16 protein-coding genes are annotated in these 19170 nt (G+C 66.2%); 7 read left to right on the top strand and 9 right to left on the bottom strand.

Going from position 1 to position 19170, the window contains the following annotated elements:
- Positions 1 to 185: 185 nt before the first annotated feature.
- The 4 genes from DCO45_RS21760 to DCO45_RS21745 form a co-directional block, all read right to left on the bottom strand.
- The gene (locus tag DCO45_RS21760; protein WP_165841252.1) at positions 186 to 530 is read right to left on the bottom strand and encodes a DUF4148 domain-containing protein; all 345 of its coding nucleotides are present in this window, start codon (positions 528 to 530) and stop codon (positions 186 to 188) included.
- A 196-nt stretch (positions 531 to 726) separates the two neighbouring features.
- Positions 727 to 3906 carry a CusA/CzcA family heavy metal efflux RND transporter gene (locus tag DCO45_RS21755; protein ID WP_116927768.1) on the bottom strand — a complete coding sequence of 1060 codons (3180 nt, stop codon included), beginning with the start codon at positions 3904 to 3906 and terminating at the stop codon, positions 727 to 729.
- A 12-nt stretch (positions 3907 to 3918) separates the two neighbouring features.
- Complete coding sequence (locus DCO45_RS21750; protein ID WP_116927767.1) at positions 3919 to 5298, bottom strand: efflux RND transporter periplasmic adaptor subunit; 1380 nt, start codon at positions 5296 to 5298, stop codon at positions 3919 to 3921.
- A gap of 4 nt (positions 5299 to 5302) precedes the next feature.
- The gene (locus DCO45_RS21745; protein WP_243419457.1) at positions 5303 to 6475 is read right to left on the bottom strand and encodes a TolC family protein; all 1173 of its coding nucleotides are present in this window, start codon (positions 6473 to 6475) and stop codon (positions 5303 to 5305) included.
- Positions 6476 to 6865: 390 nt separating this feature from the next.
- On the opposite strand from DCO45_RS21745, the gene DCO45_RS21740 reads away from it, so the two are divergent.
- The 5 genes from DCO45_RS21740 to DCO45_RS21720 all read left to right on the top strand — a co-directional run bounded on the left by DCO45_RS21740 (position 6866) and on the right by DCO45_RS21720 (position 10640).
- Positions 6866 to 7555: a heavy metal response regulator transcription factor gene (locus DCO45_RS21740; protein WP_133248233.1), complete on the top strand. Its 690-nt coding sequence runs from the start codon at positions 6866 to 6868 to the stop codon at positions 7553 to 7555.
- Positions 7552 to 8913, top strand: coding sequence for a heavy metal sensor histidine kinase (locus tag DCO45_RS21735; protein WP_116927765.1), 1362 nt, complete (start codon positions 7552 to 7554; stop codon positions 8911 to 8913). The genes DCO45_RS21740 and DCO45_RS21735 overlap by 4 nt, the downstream gene beginning before the upstream one ends.
- Before the next feature lie 112 nt (positions 8914 to 9025).
- Positions 9026 to 9520: a MarR family transcriptional regulator gene (locus DCO45_RS21730; protein ID WP_116927764.1), complete on the top strand. Its 495-nt coding sequence runs from the start codon at positions 9026 to 9028 to the stop codon at positions 9518 to 9520.
- Positions 9517 to 10287 (top strand): DNA alkylation repair protein, encoded by a 771-nt coding sequence (locus DCO45_RS21725; RefSeq protein ID WP_116927763.1) that lies wholly within the window; start codon positions 9517 to 9519, stop codon positions 10285 to 10287. The genes DCO45_RS21730 and DCO45_RS21725 overlap by 4 nt, the downstream gene beginning before the upstream one ends.
- 14 nt (positions 10288 to 10301) lie before the next feature.
- Positions 10302 to 10640, top strand: a complete 339-nt coding sequence (locus DCO45_RS21720) for a DUF6616 family protein (RefSeq protein ID WP_116927762.1) — start codon at positions 10302 to 10304, stop codon at positions 10638 to 10640.
- Positions 10641 to 10655: 15 nt separating this feature from the next.
- Here the strand turns inward: DCO45_RS21720 and DCO45_RS23385 are convergent, their stop codons facing one another.
- From DCO45_RS23385 to dbpA, 4 genes are all read right to left on the bottom strand, one after another.
- Complete coding sequence (locus tag DCO45_RS23385) at positions 10656 to 11237, bottom strand: sugar O-acetyltransferase (RefSeq protein WP_116927761.1); 582 nt, start codon at positions 11235 to 11237, stop codon at positions 10656 to 10658.
- Between the two features lie 87 nt (positions 11238 to 11324).
- The gene (dtd, locus tag DCO45_RS21710; RefSeq protein WP_116927760.1) at positions 11325 to 11786 is read right to left on the bottom strand and encodes a D-aminoacyl-tRNA deacylase; all 462 of its coding nucleotides are present in this window, start codon (positions 11784 to 11786) and stop codon (positions 11325 to 11327) included.
- Positions 11787 to 11845: 59 nt separating this feature from the next.
- Complete coding sequence (locus DCO45_RS21705) at positions 11846 to 12799, bottom strand: cation diffusion facilitator family transporter (RefSeq protein ID WP_116927759.1); 954 nt, start codon at positions 12797 to 12799, stop codon at positions 11846 to 11848.
- Positions 12800 to 12821: 22 nt separating this feature from the next.
- The gene (gene dbpA / locus DCO45_RS21700) at positions 12822 to 14231 is read right to left on the bottom strand and encodes an ATP-dependent RNA helicase DbpA (protein ID WP_116927758.1); all 1410 of its coding nucleotides are present in this window, start codon (positions 14229 to 14231) and stop codon (positions 12822 to 12824) included.
- A gap of 155 nt (positions 14232 to 14386) precedes the next feature.
- Here dbpA and DCO45_RS21695 point away from each other — a divergent pair, with 155 nt between their 5' ends.
- Positions 14387 to 15871 (top strand): AMP nucleosidase, encoded by a 1485-nt coding sequence (locus tag DCO45_RS21695; protein ID WP_116927757.1) that lies wholly within the window; start codon positions 14387 to 14389, stop codon positions 15869 to 15871.
- A gap of 188 nt (positions 15872 to 16059) precedes the next feature.
- Positions 16060 to 17766, top strand: a complete 1707-nt coding sequence (locus DCO45_RS21690; protein WP_116927756.1) for a tannase/feruloyl esterase family alpha/beta hydrolase — start codon at positions 16060 to 16062, stop codon at positions 17764 to 17766.
- Between the two features lie 116 nt (positions 17767 to 17882).
- On the opposite strand, the gene purT is transcribed toward DCO45_RS21690, so the two are convergent.
- Complete coding sequence (gene purT / locus DCO45_RS21685; protein WP_116927755.1) at positions 17883 to 19112, bottom strand: formate-dependent phosphoribosylglycinamide formyltransferase; 1230 nt, start codon at positions 19110 to 19112, stop codon at positions 17883 to 17885.
- Positions 19113 to 19170: the final 58 nt, after the last annotated feature.

The raw sequence follows: 19170 nt of genomic DNA, 5'->3' as shown, positions 1-19170 counted from the left end.
ATCCGGTTGGCTGTCCTGAGTGGGTTGGGTGTTTGGCGACTTCCAGTCTCTCAAATCCAACCCGGATGAACACCGGATACAACCTATTGAACCTTCACAGCTAGGCATAAGGCGCCGAGTGGTTGGAAAGTCAAACGGCGCAAAAAAGGTGGCGCACTGCGCCACCTTCTAGAGCCACGCCGCGTTTAGCCACGGAACATTTGCAAGCGCGCCTTTCTCTGCGCCGGCGTCTCGCTGGTGTAGGCATCGATCACCTGCTGGCGCGTCTTGCCTGGACCGGAAGCAACAGGCGCGGGCGGGTAGTTGCTGCTGCGCAAGGCGTTCGGCCCGCGCTTTTGCAGCGCCTCGATGGTCTCCGCCTGCACCTGGGCGCGGCTCTTGCCCGGCTGGGCATGTTCGGGGTAGAGCTCGTAGCCCTTTTCCGTCGGTGCCGAGTGCAAGGTGGCGCTGGCCGATGCGTTGCCCAGCATGCCCAGCGACAGGGCTGCGAACGCCAGGGACAACAAGGTGGAGGTGCGTGTCTTTTGCATGGTTGCAATGCCTTTCATAGGAGTGGAAATACTCTCGCTGCAGGTGCATTCGAGATGGCTCCATTGTTGAAAAAACACGCTGACCAAAGCCCCACAGCAAGATGACATTGCTGCAATGCGCGCTGCGCGCCTGGGGCAGAAGCCACAAAGCCATGGCAGCGGGCCATGGCTTTGTGTTCAGTGCCTGCCGGCCCCCTTAGGCCGGGTGCGGCACAGCGCCCTCGGAGGTCTTGCGCTCCTCCAGCTCGTCCTCGGAGAGATCACGCCGGTGCACCAGCCGGTATAACAGCGGCAGCACCAGCAAGGTGAGCACCGTCGACGACAGAATGCCGCCAATCACCACGGTGGCCAGCGGGCGCTGCACCTCGGCACCGGTGCCGGTGGCAATGGCCATTGGCACAAAGCCCAGCGCTGCGACCAGCGCCGTCATCAGCACGGGCCGCAGGCGCGACAGCGCTCCGGTGTGCACAGCATCGGGCACAGCCAGCCCACCCTCGCGCAGCGCGCGGATCGACGAGATCATCACCAAGCCGTTCAGCACGGCCACGCCGGACAGAGCGATGAAGCCAATCGCCGCCGAGATGGACAGCGGAATACCGCGCAGCCACAGCGCCAGAATACCGCCGGTCAGCGCAAACGGAATGCCGGTAAAGACGATCAGGCCATCGCGCACGTTGTTGAACATCGCAAACAGCAGGGTGAACACCAGCAGCAGCGCGACGGGCACCACAATCTGCAGCCGCTGCTGGGCCGATTGCAAGTTCTCGAAGGTGCCGCCCCAGCGCGTCCAGTAGCCGCTGGGCAGCGCCATCGCGCCCAGGTCCTGCTGCGCCTGCTCGACAAAGGAGCCGATATCGCGGCCCCGCACATTGGCGCTCACCACAATGCGGCGCTTGCCATCCTCACGGCTGACCTGGTTGGGCCCGGGCGACAGCGCAAAGCTGGCCACCGCTGACAAGGGCACAAAGCCCAGGCGGCTGCCCTCCTGCTGCGGCAGCGCAATGGGCAGGCGCTCCAGCGCGGCCAGGTCGCTGCGCACCGCCTCAGGCAAGCGCACCTGTATGTCAAAGCGCCGGTCGCCTTCAAACACCGTGCCTGCCTCCTGTCCGCCCACGGCCGTAGCAATGGTCTGCTGCACATCGCCCATGTTCAGGCCATAGCGCGATGCCTTTTCCCGGTCCACCTGCACCGTCAGCATCGGCAGGCCGGTAGTCTGCTCCACCTTCACTTCGGAGGCGCCGGGCACCTTCTGCAGCATCGCGGCAATCGACTGCGCGGTGCGTTCGAGCACCTGCATATCGTCGCCAAACACCTTGACCGCCACATCGCTGCGCACGCCCGAGATCAGCTCGTTAAAGCGCAGTTGGATCGGTTGCGAGAACTCGTAGTTGCTGCCCGGTATCGCCTCTACCACCTCCTGCACCTGGGCGAGCAGTTCCTCGCGACTGCGCTGCGGATCCGGCCATTGCGCACGCGGCTTGAGCATGATGTAGCCATCCGAGATATTGGGCGGCATAGGGTCCGAGGCAATCTCGGCCGTTCCGGTGCGGGCAAACACGCGCTCGATCTCGGGCACCTGGTCCTTGAGCGCGCGCTCGATCTGCATCTGCATCTCCAGCGATTGCGTCAGACTCGTGCCCGGCACACGCAACGCCTGGATCGCGAAGTCGCCCTCGTTCAGGTTGGGCGCAAACTCGCTGCCCAGGCGTGATGCGAGCAGCAGGCTCAGGGCCACCGAAACGACAGCCGCCGTCAGCACCACCACCGGCATGCGCATCACCCGCGCCAGCAAGGGCTCATAGGCCTGGCGCGCCCAGGTCATCAGGCGGTTTTCCTTCTCGCCCACCTTGCTGCCAATGAACAAGGCAATGGCCGCCGGGATAAAGGTGATGGACAGAACCATCGCGCCCACCAAGGCCAGCACTACGGTCAGCGCCATCGGGTGGAACATCTTACCCTCCACCCCCGTCAGCGCAAAGACCGGCAGGTAGACCACCATGATGATCAGCTGGCCAAACAGCAGCGGACGGCGGGATTCCTTGGCCGCGGCAAACACCTCATGGAAGCGCTCGCTGCGCGACAGCGGGCTGCCCTTGCGCTCCTGCGCATGCGCCAGGCGCCGCACGCAGTTCTCCACAATCACCACCGCCCCGTCGATGATGATGCCAAAGTCCAGCGCGCCCAGGCTCATCAGGTTGGCGCTGATGCCCCACTTGACCATGCCGCTGAAGGTGAACAGCATCGACAGCGGAATGATCAGCGCCGTGATCAGCGCAGCGCGGATATTGCCGAGGAACAGAAACAGCACCACCACCACCAGCGCCGCGCCTTCGACCAGGTTTTTCTTCACCGTCGCAATGGCTTTTTCCACCAAGGTCGTGCGGTCGTATACGGTCACGATCTTCACGCCCTCGGGCAAGGTCTTGCGGATCGACTCCATGCGCGCATCCACTGCCTTGGAGACGATGCGGCTGTTCTCGCCGATCAGCATGAACACGGTGCCCAGCACCACCTCGCGGCCGTTGTCGGTGGCTGCACCCGTGCGCAGCTCGCGGCCCAGGCTCACCTCAGCCAGGTCGCGCACGCGCACCGGCTGGCCTTGGGTGCTGCCCACAATCACTTCCTGGATGTCCGCAATGCCCTTGACCTGGCCGGGCGCGCGGATCAGGTACTGCTCGCCTTCGCGCTCGATATAGCCCGCCCCCACATTGGTGTTGTTGCTCTGCAGTGCTGCGACCAGCTTGTCCATCGAGATGCCATAGGACGCGAGCTTGTCCGGCCGGGGCGCCACCAGGTATTCCTTGGCAAAGCCGCCGATGGAGTTGATCTCGGTCACGCCGGGCACGTTGCGCAGCTGGGGTTTGATGACCCAGTCCTGGATCTCGCGCAGGTCCATGGGGGTGTAGGGCGTGCCATCAGGCTTTTTGGCGCTATCTTCCGCCTCCACCGTCCACAGGTAGATTTCGCCCAGGCCCGTGGAGATGGGGCCGATGCTCGGTGCAATACCGGGCGGCAGCTTCTCACGCGCTTCCTGGATACGCTCATTGACCAACTGGCGGGCAAAGTAGATGTCGGTGCCGTCCTTGAAGATCACCGTCACCTGCGACAGCCCGTAGCGTGACAGCGAACGGGTCTGCTCCAGGTGCGGCAGGCCGGCCATCACGGTCTCGATGGGGTAGGTGATGCGCTGCTCGGTCTCCAGCGGCGAGTAGCCCGGCGCCTGGGTGTTGATCTGTACCTGCACATTGGTGATGTCGGGCACGGCATCGATGGACAGGCGCTGGTAGCTGAATACGCCCAGCGCAGCCATGGCGAACACCGCCAGGATGACCAGCCAGCGCTGCTCGATGGAAAAACGGATGATGCGTTCAAACATGCGGGCTCCCGATCAATGCGCGTGCTCGGCAGAGGCCTTGCCCAGCTCGGCCCGCAGCATGAAGGAGCCCTCCTTGACATAGCGCTGCCCGGCCTGCAGGCCCGATGTGACTTCGGTGGTTTTGCCATCCGTCGCACCCAGCTCAACCACCTGGGCCCGGTAGCCGCCCTCGGCCGGCACAAACACCACGCTCTCTTTGCCATCGGGCCGCTGGATGGCCTTGGCGTCCACCGCAATGGGGACGGGTGATTCACCGGCCAGCACCGCCACATCGACAAACAGGCCCGGGCGCCACACCCCTTGCGGATTGGCCAGCGCCACGCGCGCCGGTGCCGTGCGGGTTTGCGCGCCGATCAGCGCTCCCACGTAGGCGATCCGGCCTTCGGCCTCGGAATCAAACGCCGTGGCGCGCACGACGACCGGCGCGCCCATTCGCACATCGGGCAGCTGCGGGGCGGCCACGCTGATCTCCGCCCAGACCGAGCGCAGATCGGAGACGGTGAACGAGGCCGTGCTGTCGGTCACCGACTCGCCCACGGTCAGGTGCTTCTCCACCACCATGCCAGCCAGCGGCGCGCGCAGCTCATAGCGGCTGGCACCAGCCACGCCCGCCCCAATGGCGGACAGCTTTTGCGCGGCATTGGCCACGGCAATCTCGGCCTCCTGCAGCGCTTGGCGCGCTGCCTGGTAATCCTGCTCGGCAGAGATCCGCTCCTGCCACAGCTGCTTTTCGCGCTCGTAGCTGCTCTTGGCAAAGGCCAGCCGCCGCTGCGCCGTTTGCAGCTCGCTGCGCTGGTCCGACACCGCCGGGCTCTGGATGACAGCCAGCAGCTGCCCCTTGGCCACCTGCTCACCGAGCTGGGCGTGGACCGAGGCCACCACACCGGCCACCCTGGGCACCACGTGCGCCGTGCGGTCTTCGTCAAAACGGATCTCGCCGGGCAGCAGCACCTGCTTTTGGATGGACGCCGGCCCCGCCTGGTCCACCACCACACCGGCCGCCTTGGCCTGCGCTGCGCTCAGCTTGACGAGGCCCTCGCCCGCTTCTTCGCCTTCGGCATGGCCGCCGGTGGCATCGCCGTGCGCGTCCTTGCTGCTGGCATCGGTTTTGTTGTCATGGTGCTCACCATCGCCATGCTGGTCGGCTTCCTGGTGCGCATCGGCGCCTGCCTTGGCACCGGTTTTGGCAGCAGCTTCGCCATGGTGCTCGCCATCCTGGTGGGATGGCGCATCGCCATGGCCTGCTGCCGCTGCAGCGGGGGCTGCGGCCGCCGTGCCTGGGCCGCGCAACAAATAGGCGCCGCCGGCCACACCGGCAGCAGCAATCACCGCCGCGGCGATCCACTGTTTGGATGAGCTCAGCGAAGTATCGAATGGGGTTTTCTCGGACATGGGATCAGGTTCCTGTAGCGGCCGCCAGCGCTGGCGTGCCAAAGATGCGTTCAATCTCCGCACGGGCGCGGTGCGAGGCCATCAGCTGGTCCAGCAGTTGGCGCTGGCTGTCAAACAGGCTGCGCTGGGCGTCGAGCACATCCAGAAAGCTGAACTTGCCCAGCGAGAAGCCGCGCACGGCCAGGTCATAGGCCGATTGCGCCGTGGGAATGACCTGGCTTTGCAGCAGCGCCACCTGCTGGTTGCTGCTGAGCCACTGCTGGCGGGCGGCAAACACCTGGGCCTGCAGTTGCAGGCGCTGGTCCTGCAGCTGCTGCTCGGCCTGGTCCACCTTGCGCAGTGCCTGCAGCTGGTTGCCGGCATTGCTGTCAAACAGAGGCAGGGGAATGCTCACCCCGACAAACACCTGGTTGCGCCCTACATCCCGGGCGCGCTTGACGCCCAGGCTCAACGTCGGGTCCTGCACGCGCTTGGCGCGCTCCACCGCAGAGACGGCGTGGCTTTGCTCCAGCGCGCGCCGTGCCAGCAGCATCGCAGGCGCATCGTCCAGGCGCTGGTCCAGCTGCTCGGCCGTGGGGGCCTGCACGGTGGCCGAGAAATCACCACTGGCCAGCCCCAGCTCTGCACCGCGCCCGCCCCAGAGCGAGGCCAGGTTCTGCTGCGCCACGCCGGTCAATGAGCGGGCCTGCGCCAGCTCCAGGGCCGCATTGGCCTGCGCCACTTGCGCACGGCTGGCCTCCAGCGGCGGCACCTTGCCTGCCTGCACGCGCTTGTTGGCGGCATCCAGCGCCTGCGTGGCCAGCGCATGGGTCTTGGTCGCAAAGTCCACCCGCTGCTGCGCCAGCAGCAACTCGTTGAAGTTGACCAGCACCTGGTAGCGCAATGCCGCCTGGGTGGCCACGACGCTCGCCTGCGCTGCCGCCTTCTCGCTGTCGGCCAGCTGCATGCGCGCCTCGCGCTTGCCGCCCAGCTCAATCAGCTGGCTGATCTGCACGGTGTTGGTACGCGTCTCGGGGCGGGTGTCTTCGACGTTGAGAGAGACCTCGGGATTGGGGCGTGCCTGGCTTTGCATGACCAGGCCGTCGGCCGCAGCCGCGCCGAAGCGGGCGGCCTGCAAACCGGGGTTGGCCGCCAGGGCCTTGTCCCAAGCGGCGGCCAGCGTGATAGAGGGAGTCACCCCTGCAGGCAGGGTGGCGGTCGCCGTAGCAGGGTCTTGCACAGGTATCGGCTCTGCATGAGCCAGCGGCCCCAAGGCGCTGGCCAAGGCAGCCCCCAGCAACCATGCGGGCCAGGCAGGCCCTAGCGGCCGTGGAGGATGGGTACCTGCCCGCATGGGGCTCGGCAACGGGGTGGTCATAGCTGCTTCTCCTGTGGTGGCAGATAGCGCCCAGGACGGCCTTGGCAGTGCCGGGCCAAACAGGGGCGGCAGCACCGCAGCGGCCCCCATGCAGGCGGTATCCATATGCGATGCAACGGACTGTAGAAAGCAGCAACGAACACAATGCCGTCGGGAAAATGACAAATTTGTAATCGCCGCCAGCCGGCACCATCAGGGACAATGGCGGCCATGAGACTGCTGCTGATTGAAGACGAAGCCAAGCTCGGCGAGTACCTGCGCAAAGGTCTGGCCGAGGAGAGCTACACGGTCGATGTCGCCACCAACGGCATCGATGGCCTGCACCTGGCCATGGAGCTGGACTACGACCTGATCGTGCTCGATGGCATGCTCCCGGGCATCGATGGCTTTGCGGTGCTGGCCGCGCTGCGCCAGGCCAAGTCCACCCCGGTGCTGATGCTGACCGCCCGCAGCGATGTGCAGGACCGGGTGCGCGGCCTGCAAAGCGGCGCCGATGACTACCTGATCAAGCCCTTTGCGTTTTCCGAGCTGGTGGCCCGCATCCAGGTGCTGCTGCGCCGCGCGCAGGCCCACCCGGCGTCCCCCGAGCCCACAGTGCTGCGCCAGGCTGATCTGGAGCTTGACCTGATCCGGCGCAAGGCGGTGCGCGCTGGCGTGCGGCTCGATCTGACGGCCAAGGAGTTCAACCTGCTCGCCTTGCTGCTGCGCCGCCAGGGTGAGGTGCTCTCGCGCACCGAGCTGGCCTCGCAGGTCTGGGACATGAACTTTGACAGCGAGACCAATGTGGTCGAAGTGGCCGTGCGGCGCCTGCGCATGAAGGTGGACCAGCCTTTTGCCGCGCCCTTGATCCACACCGTGCGCGGCATGGGCTATGTGCTGGAGAGCCGGGCCCAGCCATGAACCCGACTACCGCCGTACCGCATCTGGGGCGCCGGCTCTCACGCTGGATGGCGCTGCTGTCGATGCTGGGCCTGGGCGCCGTCAGCCTGGTGGTGTTTCTGGTGTTCGACAACACCTTGTCGGCCCGCCAAAAGGAGATGCTCGACCAAAAGCAGCAGTCGCTGATGCATGTGCTGCGCGATGACAGCACGGCCCACCGCGACAAGGCGCTGGACCACCTGCTGACCGATTTTCTGGCCGGCCACGGCGACTACGCGATCCGCGTGGTGGACGACCAGGGCCATGTGCTGTTCGACAGCATCCCGCCCGACTGGAGCGGCCACCACACCCTGCAGCGCAGTTTTGCCGTTGGCATCACCGCGCCCCAGTACCACCAGGCGCGCGCAGCCACCGCCACCTTGGTGATGGACCTGCGCCCCGACGAGGCCTTGCTGCGCGGCCTGGGCTGGACCTTGTTTGCAGCCATGGTGGCCGGCTCCTTGCTGCTGGCGCTGTTTGGCGGCCTGCTGGTGCAGCGCAGCCTGCAGCCCATCGCCTCACTGGTCTCGCAGATCAGCCTGCTGTCGGCCCGCGACTTTGAGCGCCGGCTCGACGGCAGCGGCCTGCCCCAGGAACTGCAGCCCATCGTCACGCAGTTCAATGCGCTGCTCGACCGCCTGGCCGATGCCTACCGCCAGCTCGAAGCCTTCAACGCCGACGTGGCGCACGAGCTCAACACGCCGCTGGCCACCCTGATCTCCAGCACCGAAGTGGTCTTGCGCAAGCCCCGCTCGGTGGATGAGCTGCGCGATGTGCTGGAGTCCAACCTGGAGGACCTGCGCCGCATCGCCGCGATGGTGGGCGACATGCTCTTCCTCTCGCGTGCCGACCAGGGCGTGGGCGCGCGCGAGACCGGGGTCGTCAGCCTGGCCGCCGTTGCCCAGGATGTGGTCGAGTTCTATGAAGCGGTCGCGCTCGATGCCGACCTGCGCCTGGAAGTGCTGGGTGACGCGCAGGCCCAGGTCGATGCGCCGCTGATGCGGCGCGCGCTGTCCAACCTGCTGAGCAATGCCACCCGCTATGCGCTGGCGGGCTCTGCGATCCGCATCGACATACGCTCGCGCTGGCAGCACGAGCATGCCCATGCGGTCATATCCGTGACCAACACCGGGCCCGACATTGCGCCCGAACACCTGCGCCACCTGTTTGACCGCTTCTACCGCGCCGATGCCTCGCGCCACAACGCCGAGCGCCACCATGGCCTGGGCCTGGCCATTGTCAAAGCCATCGCCAAGATGCATGGCGGCTCGGTGTTTGCCCAGTCGCAGGGCGGCGAGACGACGTTTGGGCTGATTCTACCGGTGGCGCCCGTCCTGTGACGGAGCGCTGCTTCTAGCCACGCAGTGCGTTCGCCAACCGCCATCCCCATGGCATGCCACCAGGCAGCATGCTTTGTGCATATAATTAGCCACCTTACTATAAGCCGCCATCATGCAACTCGCCCAAAAATACAACGCCCTGCTGGACGAAGCCCAGCGGCGCGGCATGCCCGATGTGGCAGGGATTCGCCTTTGCTTCCAGACGCTCACGCTGGCAGCAGATATTGACCGCGACTGCGCCCGCTTGCTGGCCCAGCATGGCCTGTCGGAAGGGCGCTTTGTGCTGCTGTTCCTGCTGGACGCCGCGGCCGATGGCCTGGCGCCCAATACCTTGGCCGAGCGTGCGGGCGTGACCCGGGCCACCGTCACCGGTCTGCTCGATGGCCTGGAGCGCGAAGGCCTGGTCGCCCGCCATGCCGAGGCCAGCGACCGCCGCGCGCTGCGCATACGGCTCACCGGCAAAGGCCGGCAGCTGGCCCAACAGGTGTTTGCCCAGCACAGCCACTGGATCGCCGGGTTGTACGGCGGGCTGTCGGCCAGCGAGCGCCAGCAGCTGGCCCAGCTGCTGGACAAGGTGGCCCGCAACCTGGGCGAAGCAGCGCTATGAACAGCCCACGCAAAGGCGCCAGCCGCGCGGCCGATATCCCTGCCGATGTGCTGCAAGCGCTGTCCAGAGGCGAGATCGCCACCGCCACGCTGGCTGAATGCACGGCGCTGGACCAGGCGCAGCTGCTGCGCACCGTCTTTCCCGGTCTCTCTGCCCAGACCTTGCAGCAAGCCGATGCCGCTTGCACGCTGGGTATTCTGGGGCGCATGGGCCGCATCGGCGAGCTGCTGCTGAATGCCCTGGGCGCCGAGGGCATCGCGCAGTGCCGCAACCACCCGGCAGACACCGTGCGCGGCTGGGCCTGCTTTATGGTTGGCGCCCAGCCCGGGCTGGCACTGCCGGTGCGTCTTTCCGCGATCCGCAGCCTGGCCGACGATGGGCATTTTGGCGTGCGCGAATGGGCCTGGATGGCCTTGCGCCCGCATCTGGCCAGCGCTCTGCACGAGGCCATCGCACAGCTGCTGCCCTGGACGGCATCGCCGTCCGACAAGCTGCGCCGCTTTGCCTGCGAGGCACTGCGCCCACGTGGCGTCTGGTGTGCGCACATCGCCGCGCTCAAAAAGACGCCCGCGCAGGCCCTGCCGCTGCTGCAAGCGCTGCGTGCTGACCCCTCCATCTATGTGCAGGATTCCGTCGCCAACTGGCTCAACGACGCCGCCAAGGACCAGCCCGACTGGGTGCGCGAGATCTGCAGCCAGTGGCTGGGCGATACACCATCGCCCAACACCGCACGTATCTGTCAACGCGCGCTGCGCAGTATTCGCTGAAAGAAGCCCCAGCCATGTCTTGCTACCTTGTCGAGCTCTATACCCCGAATGCCGCCTGGCAGGCGCTGCCCGCCGCGCAGCGCCTGTCGTTTCTGTCCGCCATCGGCCAGGGCCTGGGCCAGCTCTCCAGCCAGGGCATCGAGCTGCTCTCTCTGGCAGAGACCGATACCGCCATTGCACAAGCCAGCCAGCACCAGTTTCTAGGCATTTGGCGCTTTCCCAACCCGCAGGCACGCGATGCCTTGCTGGCCGCGATAGAGGCCAGCGGCTGGTACCAGTACTTTGCGCATGTGAATGCAGCCAGCGACGCGGGGACGGTGGACACCCACCTGGCAGCGCTGGCGGCGGTCTGAGCGCGACGCGACACCTCAGGCGTAGGCCTGCGCATCCTTGTCGGTGATGGCCCGCAGCACACGCGCCGGGTTGCCGGCACTCACCACGCCTTCGGGCACATCCTTGGTGACGATGGCACCGGCCGCAATCACGCTGCCGGCACCGATGTTGACGCCAGGCAGCACCTGCACGCCCGCCCCGATCCAGACGTTGTCGCCAATGGTGATGGGCAGGGCGAATTCCAGCCCCTGGTTGCGCCGCGCGGCATCGAGCGGGTGGCCGGAGGTGTAGAGGCCGACATTGGGCGCGATAAAGACGTTGTTGCCGATGCGGACCTTGGCGGCATCGAGGATGACCAGGTTCACATTGGTGTAGAAGTGGTCGCCAATCTCGATGTTGAAGCCGTAGTCACACAGGAAGGGGCCATCGAACACCGGGTTGCGGCCCAGCTTGCCCAGCAGGCCGCGCAGAATCACTTCGCGCTCGGCACGCAGGTGCGCGCCGATCTGCTGGAAGGCAAACAGCTTTTCCTTGGCGGCATCGCGCAGCTGCAGCACGCTGGGGTCATGGTTGGCGTCGTACAGCAGGCCGGCAGCGGCTTTTTCCATCTCGGTCATCGGTGTCTCTCGTCCTCTCGGTGGCAAAAGGACTGAGTCTAGCTGCTGCTTGTCGAGCTCCAGATGACGTGGTTGGGTGGATAGGCCTCAGGCCACCGTCGCAGCAACGGGCGCAATGCGCAGCGGAATCGTCACCGGCCCGTCATTCATCAGGTAGACCTTCATGTCGGCGCCAAAACGGCCGGTCGCCACCTCGGGGTGCAGCGCGCGCGCCTGCGCCACGACATAGTCGTACAGGCGCTCGCCATCGGCCGGGGGCGCGGCCTGGGTAAAGCTGGGGCGGTTGCCACCGCTGGTGTCTGCGGCCAGGGTGAACTGGCTCACGATCAGCAGGCCGCCGGCCACATCGACGACGCTCTTGTTCATCTTGCCGGCCTCGTCCTGGAAGATGCGCAGCTTGAGCATCTTGGCCAGCCACTTGTCGGCTTCTGCCTGGCTGTCGCCGCGCTCGGCGCAGACGAGGGCCAGCAGGCCATGGCCAATCTGGCCAATCACTTGGCCATCCACTTCAACTCGTGCTTCGCGCACCCGTTGCAATACGCTGATCATCGGAGATTCTTGCTTCCGGAAAGGCGGCAGGCCAGGGCGCTGCAGCCGGGGTTCATGGTTCAGGGGCTGGGTGCATCGCCGTGCAGCTGCACGGCCTCGGTCTGGGTTTGTACGCCCAGCGGCAGCACTTCCATGCTGATGCGCGCCTGCGGCAGCTCCTGCAGCAAAGCGGCCTCCAGCTGCATGCGCAGTTGGGTGGCATGGGCCAGGGTCCAGTCGCCGGGCATGTGCAGGTGCATGTCGATAAAGTGCAGCGAGCCGGCGCGCCGGGTGCTGAGCTTGTCGCAATGCACGGCGCCGCCGGTTTGCGCCTCAAAGCTGCGCACGCAGTGCTCGATCTTGGCAAGGGTCTCGGCATCGATGGACTCGTCCATCAGGCCCTGCGAAGAGCGCCAGACCAGCTGGCCACCTTCTTTGAAGATATGCAGCGCCACCGCAATGCCCAGCACCGCATCGAGCCAATGCCAGCCGGTCAGCATCGCCAGCAGCAAGCCGCCGACCACGCCGACCGAGGTCCAGACATCGGTCATCAGGTGGCGGCCATCGCCTTCCAGCGCCATCGAATGGTGCGCGCGTGCCGCCCGCAGCATGACAAACGCCAGCCCGCCGTTGAGCGCCGTGCTGAGCATGGACAGCGCAATGCCCCAGCCCAGCTGCTCGAGCGGCTGGGGGTGTAGGAGGCGGTCCACCGAGGCCCAGACAATGGCCATGGCCGCGCCAAAGATCAGCAGGCCCTCAAAGCCGGCAGAGAAGTACTCCGCCTTGGTGTGGCCATAGGGGTGGCCCTCGTCAGCCGGGCGCTTGGCAATGGTGACCATGCCCAGCGCAAACAGCGCGCCCACCAGGTTGACCAGCGATTCCAGCGCATCGGACAGCAGGCCCACCGAGCCGCTGACGGCCCAGGCACTGGTCTTGAGGGCAATGGTGGCAATGGCCACCACCACCGAGATGCGCAGCAGGTTCTCGGGCGTGGTCCAGCGGCTGTGCGCTGCGGCGGGTAAGGCAGGTTTCATGGCGGGCGGGGTGCGGCGGGGCTTAGAGCAGGCGCGCCTTCACGGTTTTGCCCTTGACCCGGCCGCTGTTGAGCCGGTCCACCGCCTGGTGGGCGATATCGCGGCTGACGGCCACATAGGTCGAGAAGTCGTTCACATTGATCTTGCCGATCTGCTCCTTGCTGTAGCCAAAGTCGCGCGTCATTGCGCCCAGCACATCGCCAGCGCGGATCTTTTCCTTGCGCCCGCCAATGATCTGGATGGTGCGCATCGCCGGCACCATCGGCTGGTTGGATGCCGGGGTCAACTCGCTCAGCGGATACCATTGCGACTCGCGCCCTTGCAGCAGCTCGATCTTGCCGACCGAGCCCATCTCGTTCATGCTGGCCAGGCTCAGCGCCAGGCCTTCGGCATCGCCCCGGCCGGTGCGGCCAATGCGGTGGATATGCACTTCGGCATCGGGCGTGGTGTCCACGTTGATGACAGCGGCCAGGTTGGCGATATCGAGGCCGCGCGCGGCCACATCGGTGGCCACCAGCACGCTGCAGCTGCGGTTGGCAAACTGCACCAGCACCTCGTCGCGCTCGCGCTGTTCCAGCTCGCCAAACAGCGCCAGCGCGCTCACGCCCTGGGCCTGCAGCACCTCGACCAGGTCGCGGCATTGCTGCTTGGTGTTGCAAAAGGCGATGGACGACTCGGGCCGGAAATGCGCCAGCAGCTGCGACACGGCATGCAGGCGCTCGGACTCCTTGACCTCGTACCAGCGCTGCGCGATCTTGTGCGCGCTGTGCTGCGAGGCAACCTTGACGGTCTGCGGATCGCGCATGAAGCGCTCGGCCAGCTGGGCAATGCCCTCGGGGTAGGTGGCCGAGAACAGCAGGGTCTGGCGCTCGGCCGGGCACTGGCTGGCGACGGTGACGATGTCGCCATAAAAGCCCATGTCCAGCATGCGGTCGGCCTCGTCCAGCACCAGGGTGTTGAGGGCGGCCAGGTCGATCACGCCGCGCTCCATCAGGTCCATCACCCGGCCCGGGGTGCCAACGATGATGTGGGCACCGTTTTCCAGGCTGGCGATCTGGTTGCGCGAGGGCACACCGCCATAGACGGTGACGACCTTGATGTTCTCCTCGGCGCGCGCGAGGCGGCGGATTTCGGTGGCGACCTGGTCGGCCAGCTCACGGGTGGGGCACAGCACCAGCGATTGCACGGCAAACCAGCGCGGGTTCAGGCGGGCGAGCAGGGCCAGGCCAAAGGCGGCGGTCTTGCCGCTGCCGGTGCTGGCCTGGGCAATGACATCCTTGCCTTGCAGCGCAAAGGGCAGGCTGGCCGCCTGGATCGCCGTCATCTGCGTGTAGCCCAGCTGCTGCAGATTGGCCTGCATGGTCTGGCCCAGAGGCAGTTGGCTGAAAGAGCTGGCGTCCGCTGCGTTGGCGGTGGTGGTGGTTGCGTTCATGGCGCAATTATCCCGCGCCCGGCCTGGCAGCCGCTGGCGGCCCTGCAGGTACCCCTGAATCCGGCCTTGGCGCCGCCGGCCACCGGTGCTGACAGCCAGCAACACCGGGCCCTGATTTGTCATGCCAGGGCCCCAAAGCAGATGCACAATGGTGCATGACCTTTACCAAACCTGCCTTTACCGCACCGACCAGCCACCGCACGGCTTCCTCCGCGCTGGCGCAGGTCCAGGCCATCTATGCCGAGCAAATCGGCTTTCTGCGCCAGGCCATGCAGCGCTTTGTAGCGGGCGAAACCCCGGCCGCCCCCTACCGCGCCTGCTATCCCTTTGTGCGCCTGCACACGCGCACCGTAGCCCGGGCCGACAGCAAGCTCGCCTATGGCTTTGTCGAGGGCCCCGGCCACTACGAGACCACGCTGACCCGCCCCGACCTGTTTGCCAACTACTATGCCGAGCAGTTCCGGCTGCTGATCGAGAACCACGGCGTGGAGCTGGAAGTGGGCACCAGCAGCCAGCCCATCCCCATCCATTTCTCGTTTGCCGACAACGACCATATCGAAGGCCAGCTGAGCGCCGAGCGCCGCATGCTGATGCGCGATGTGTTTGACCTGCCCGACCTGCATGCGATGGACGATGGCATCGCCAACGGCACCTGGGAGCCCAAGCCGGGCGAGGCGCATCCGCTGTCGCTGTTCACCGCGCCGCGCATGGACTACTCGCTCCAGCGCCTGCGCCACTACACAGGCACCCTGCCCGAGTGGTTCCAGAACTTTGTGCTGTTCACCAACTACCAGTTCTATATCGACGAGTTCATCCGCCTGGGCCGCGCCGAGATGGCCAACCCGGACAGCGAGTACATCGCCTTTATCGAGCCGGGCAATGTCGTCACCCGCCGCCAGGGCTTGGCGCCCGAAGCGGTGGACGCGCTGGGCAACCCGCCCCCGCGCCTGCCGCAGATGCCCGCCTACCACCTGGTGCGCGCTGACCAGTCGGGCACGACCATGGTCAATATCGGCGTGGGCCCGGCCAATGCCAAGACCATCACCGACCATATCGCCGTGCTGCGGCCCCATGCCTGGATGATGCTGGGCCACTGCGCCGGCCTGCGCAACAGCCAGCAGCTGGGCGACTATGTGCTGGCCCATGCCTATGTGCGCGAGGACCATGTGCTCGACGAAGAGCTGCCGCTGTGGGTGCCCATCCCGGCGCTGGCCGAGATCCAGGTCGCGCTGCAGCAGGCGGTGGCCGATGTGACCCAGGTGCCCGAGGACGACCTCAAGCGCTTCATGCGCACGGGCACTGTGGCCAGCACCGACAACCGCAACTGGGAGCTGCTGCCCGACAACACGCCCCAGCGCCGCTTCAGCCAGAGCCGGGCCGTGGCGCTCGATATGGAAAGCGCCACCATTGCCGCCAATGGCTTCCGCTTTCGCGTGCCCTACGGCACCTTGCTGTGCGTGAGCGACAAACCGCTGCACGGCGAGATCAAGCTGCCCGGCATGGCCAACCACTTCTACCGCGAGCGGGTGGACCAGCATCTGCGCATCGGCATGCGGGCGGTCAACATCCTGCGCGAAGGCGGTGTGGACCGCTTGCACAGCCGCAAGCTGCGCAGCTTTGCCGAGGTGGCTTTCCAGTAAGCAGCGCGCCAAGCGGGCCCTTGCCAGCGGGGGCCCTACTCCAATGCCAGCACGACCGTGCTGGCTTTTTTACTTATGGGGAACTACCTAACTGCAAACCCTGTGGATAACTGTGGGCGTCACTTCCACAATGGTCGGCGGGCCGTAAAGAAGCCTTTGCGCCCGCACCATAACAACCAGGAGACACCGTGACCACAACCATCCTCCCACCCCTGCGGCGCTTTATCCCTCTGACAGCCGTCGCCAGCGCAGTCCTTGCGCTGTCCGCTTGCGGCAGCGGCGGCTCCCACAGCTTCAACTTTGACGAGGCCAGCCTGGCGCTGGCCAAGCAGCAGGTGGCGGCCAGCCAGATCGGCCTGCCCACCAGCGGTGCCACGGTGACCTCGACCGAAACGCCAACGGCCGCCAGCGGCGCGCAGCCCCCGGCCTCGGTACGGGCCAATATCTCGATCGCCCCAGTCGACCCCGGCGCCCCGGCCATCAAGATGGGCCTGCTGCTGCCCAAGGAGTGGAACGGCAAGGTGGTGATGGTGGGCGGCGGCGGCTACAACGGCGTGATGCCCAGCCTCTACACCTACCCGGCCGCCCCCGCCAGCCAGGGTGCCTACCCGCTGCTCAACCAGGGCTATGCGGTGTTTGGCAGCGACTCGGGCCACCAGGCAGGGGCAGCCGGCAGCCGCGATGGCAGCTTTGGCACCAATGACGAAGCGGTCGCCAACTTCTCGGGCGCTGCGCTGAAAAAGGTCAGCGACGTGGCCGATGTGCTGGTGACGCGCTTTTACGGCAAAAAGCCGGACAAGCGCTACTTCATGGGCGGCTCCACCGGCGGGCGCGAGGCGCTGGCCGTGGCGCAGAAATGGCCGTCCGACTGGGATGGCGTGGTGGCCTGGTACCCGGCCTGGAACGCCGCCAGCCTGGATCTGCAGTTTGGCCGCATCAGCCGCGCCTTTGCCCAGCCTGGCGCCTACCCGAGCCTGGGCCAGCGCAAGCTGCTGCGCCAGGCGGCGCTGGAGAAGTGCGATGCGCTCGACGGCGTGCAGGACGGCGTGGTCAGCAATGTGGCCGCCTGCAACAGCCAGTTTGACCCGGCTACCGCTACGCTCAATGGCCAGCCGCTGCGCTGCGCCGGCGGCGCGAGCCAGGAAGGCTGCCTGTCCGATGCAATGATCAGCGCGCTCAAGACCTACAACAGCGAAATCCGCTTCAGCGCGCCGCTGGGCAGCGGCGAGACGCAGTACCCCGGCTTCAACGTCTGGGGTTCGGAGCTGGGCGAGGAAGGCAGCAGCCCGCTGCAGCCCACGGTCAACCTGCTGGCGATGAACACCACCGCGCCGGCCAGTCCCGCGCCGCTCACCGCCCCGTACTGGGCCGTGTTCTGGGACCAGTGGGTGCGCTATTTTGTGACCCGCGATGCCAACTTTGATGCGCTGTCGCTGGACCCACAAAACCCCGGCGCCTGGACCGACCGCATCAACCAGCTCACCAAGTTGCAGGACATCAACAGCACCGACCTGTCGGCCTTCAACAAGCGCGGCGGCAAGCTGCTGATGGCCCATGGCACGGCCGACGTGCTCGTCAGCACCCGCGCTACCGCGCAGTACTGGCAGCGCCTGGAGCAGACCATGGGCGCCAGCGCCGTCAAGAGCTTTGCGCGCTATTACGAGGTACCCGGTTACGGCCATGCGGCCAGCACCGCCTTCAATGCCAACTGGGATTCGCTCAAAGCGTTGGACCAGTGGGTGACCGCTGGCACTGCCCCAGGCGCCCAGGTAGTCAGCGACACCGCTGGCGTGCCTGGGCGCACCCGGCCGCTGTGCGAGTACCCGACCTGGCCACGTTACAAGGGCAGTGGTGATGTAAACCTGGCCGACAGCTATAGCTGCCAAGCCAACTAAGAGCAACGTAACCAAGCCAGCAAAACAAAAGCATCTGGACGCCCTTCTCAAGGGCAGCCAGATGCTTTTTTATCGAATGAATCCAACGCGGTGCTGAGCGTTCGCTCAGCAGCCGCTTACTCCGCCACGCGGGGCTTGACCAGCGCTGCCGCCTTTTTGGCGTTGTCGCGTGCAGCATCGGTACCGGCAGCGCGGGCCAGCGCCACGCCCATGCGGCGGCGGCTAAAGCTCTCGGGCTTGCCAAACAGGCGCACCTCGGTGCCGGGGATCTGCAGGGCGGCATCGACGCCGTCAAACACAATGCCCTGGGCATCCACACCGCCGTAGATCACGGCGCTGGCGCCAGCGGTCTTCAGGCTGGTGTCCACCGGCAGGCCCAGGATGGCGCGGGCATGCAGCTCGAACTCGTTTTGCCACTGGGTGATCATCGTCACCATGCCGGTGTCATGCGGGCGCGGGCTCACTTCGCTGAACCAGACCTGGTCGCCCTTGACGAACAGCTCCACGCCAAACAGGCCCAGGCCGGCGGGCTCGCCGTTCAGGCCGGTGCCCAGGTCGCTGGTGATGGCGCGGGCAATGTCCTGCGCCAAGGTCAGCGCAGCGGGCGCCATGCGCGCGGGCTGCCAGCTTTCCACATAGTCGCCCTGCACCTGCACATGGCCGATGGGCTCGCAGAAATGGGTTTCGATCTGGCCAGCGGCATTCTTGGCGCGCACGGTCAGCAAGGTGATTTCGTAGTCAAAGTCGATAAAGCCTTCGACGATGATGCGGCCGCCCTGTACCCGGCCGCCTGCCATCGCGTAGTTCCAGGCCTTTTCCACATCGCCCGGGCCATCGATCTTGCTCTGGCCCTTGCCCGAGCTGCTCATCACCGGCTTGACCACGCAGGGGTAGCCAATGCCGCCATCGATGGCCGCCTGCAGCTCGGCCAGGCTGTCGCAAAACTGGTAGGGGCTGGTGGGCAGGCCCAGGGTCTCAGCCGCCAGGCGGCGGATGCCTTCGCGGTCCATCGTCAAGCGGGTAGCGCGTGCGGTGGGCACCACGCGCACGGTGCCGGCCGCTTCCAGCGCCTGCAGTGCGGGCGTGGCAATGGCCTCGATCTCGGGCACCACCAGGTCGGGCTTTTCGGCCTCGATCAGCGCCGTCAGCTGGGCCGGGTCGCTCATCGTGATGGTGCGCGCGTGGTGCGCCACCTGATGGCCCGGGGCGTTGTCATAGCGGTCCACCGCCACCGTCTCCACGCCCAGGCGCTGCAAGGCGATCAGCACCTCCTTGCCCAGCTCGCCGCTGCCCAGCAGCATGACTTTGGTTGCGTTCTTGGTGAGCGGGGTGCCGAAGGTGGTCATATCAGGTCGTGTCAACAAAGGGGCTGCGGCGCAGCGATGGGGGGCATTTTAGAACCCC

It is taken from the genome of Comamonas sp. JNW, assembly GCF_003105075.1.
GTDB classification, from domain to species: Bacteria; Pseudomonadota; Gammaproteobacteria; order Burkholderiales; family Burkholderiaceae_C; genus Comamonas; species Comamonas squillarum.
This window is presented reverse-complemented; position numbering and strand designations above follow the sequence as displayed.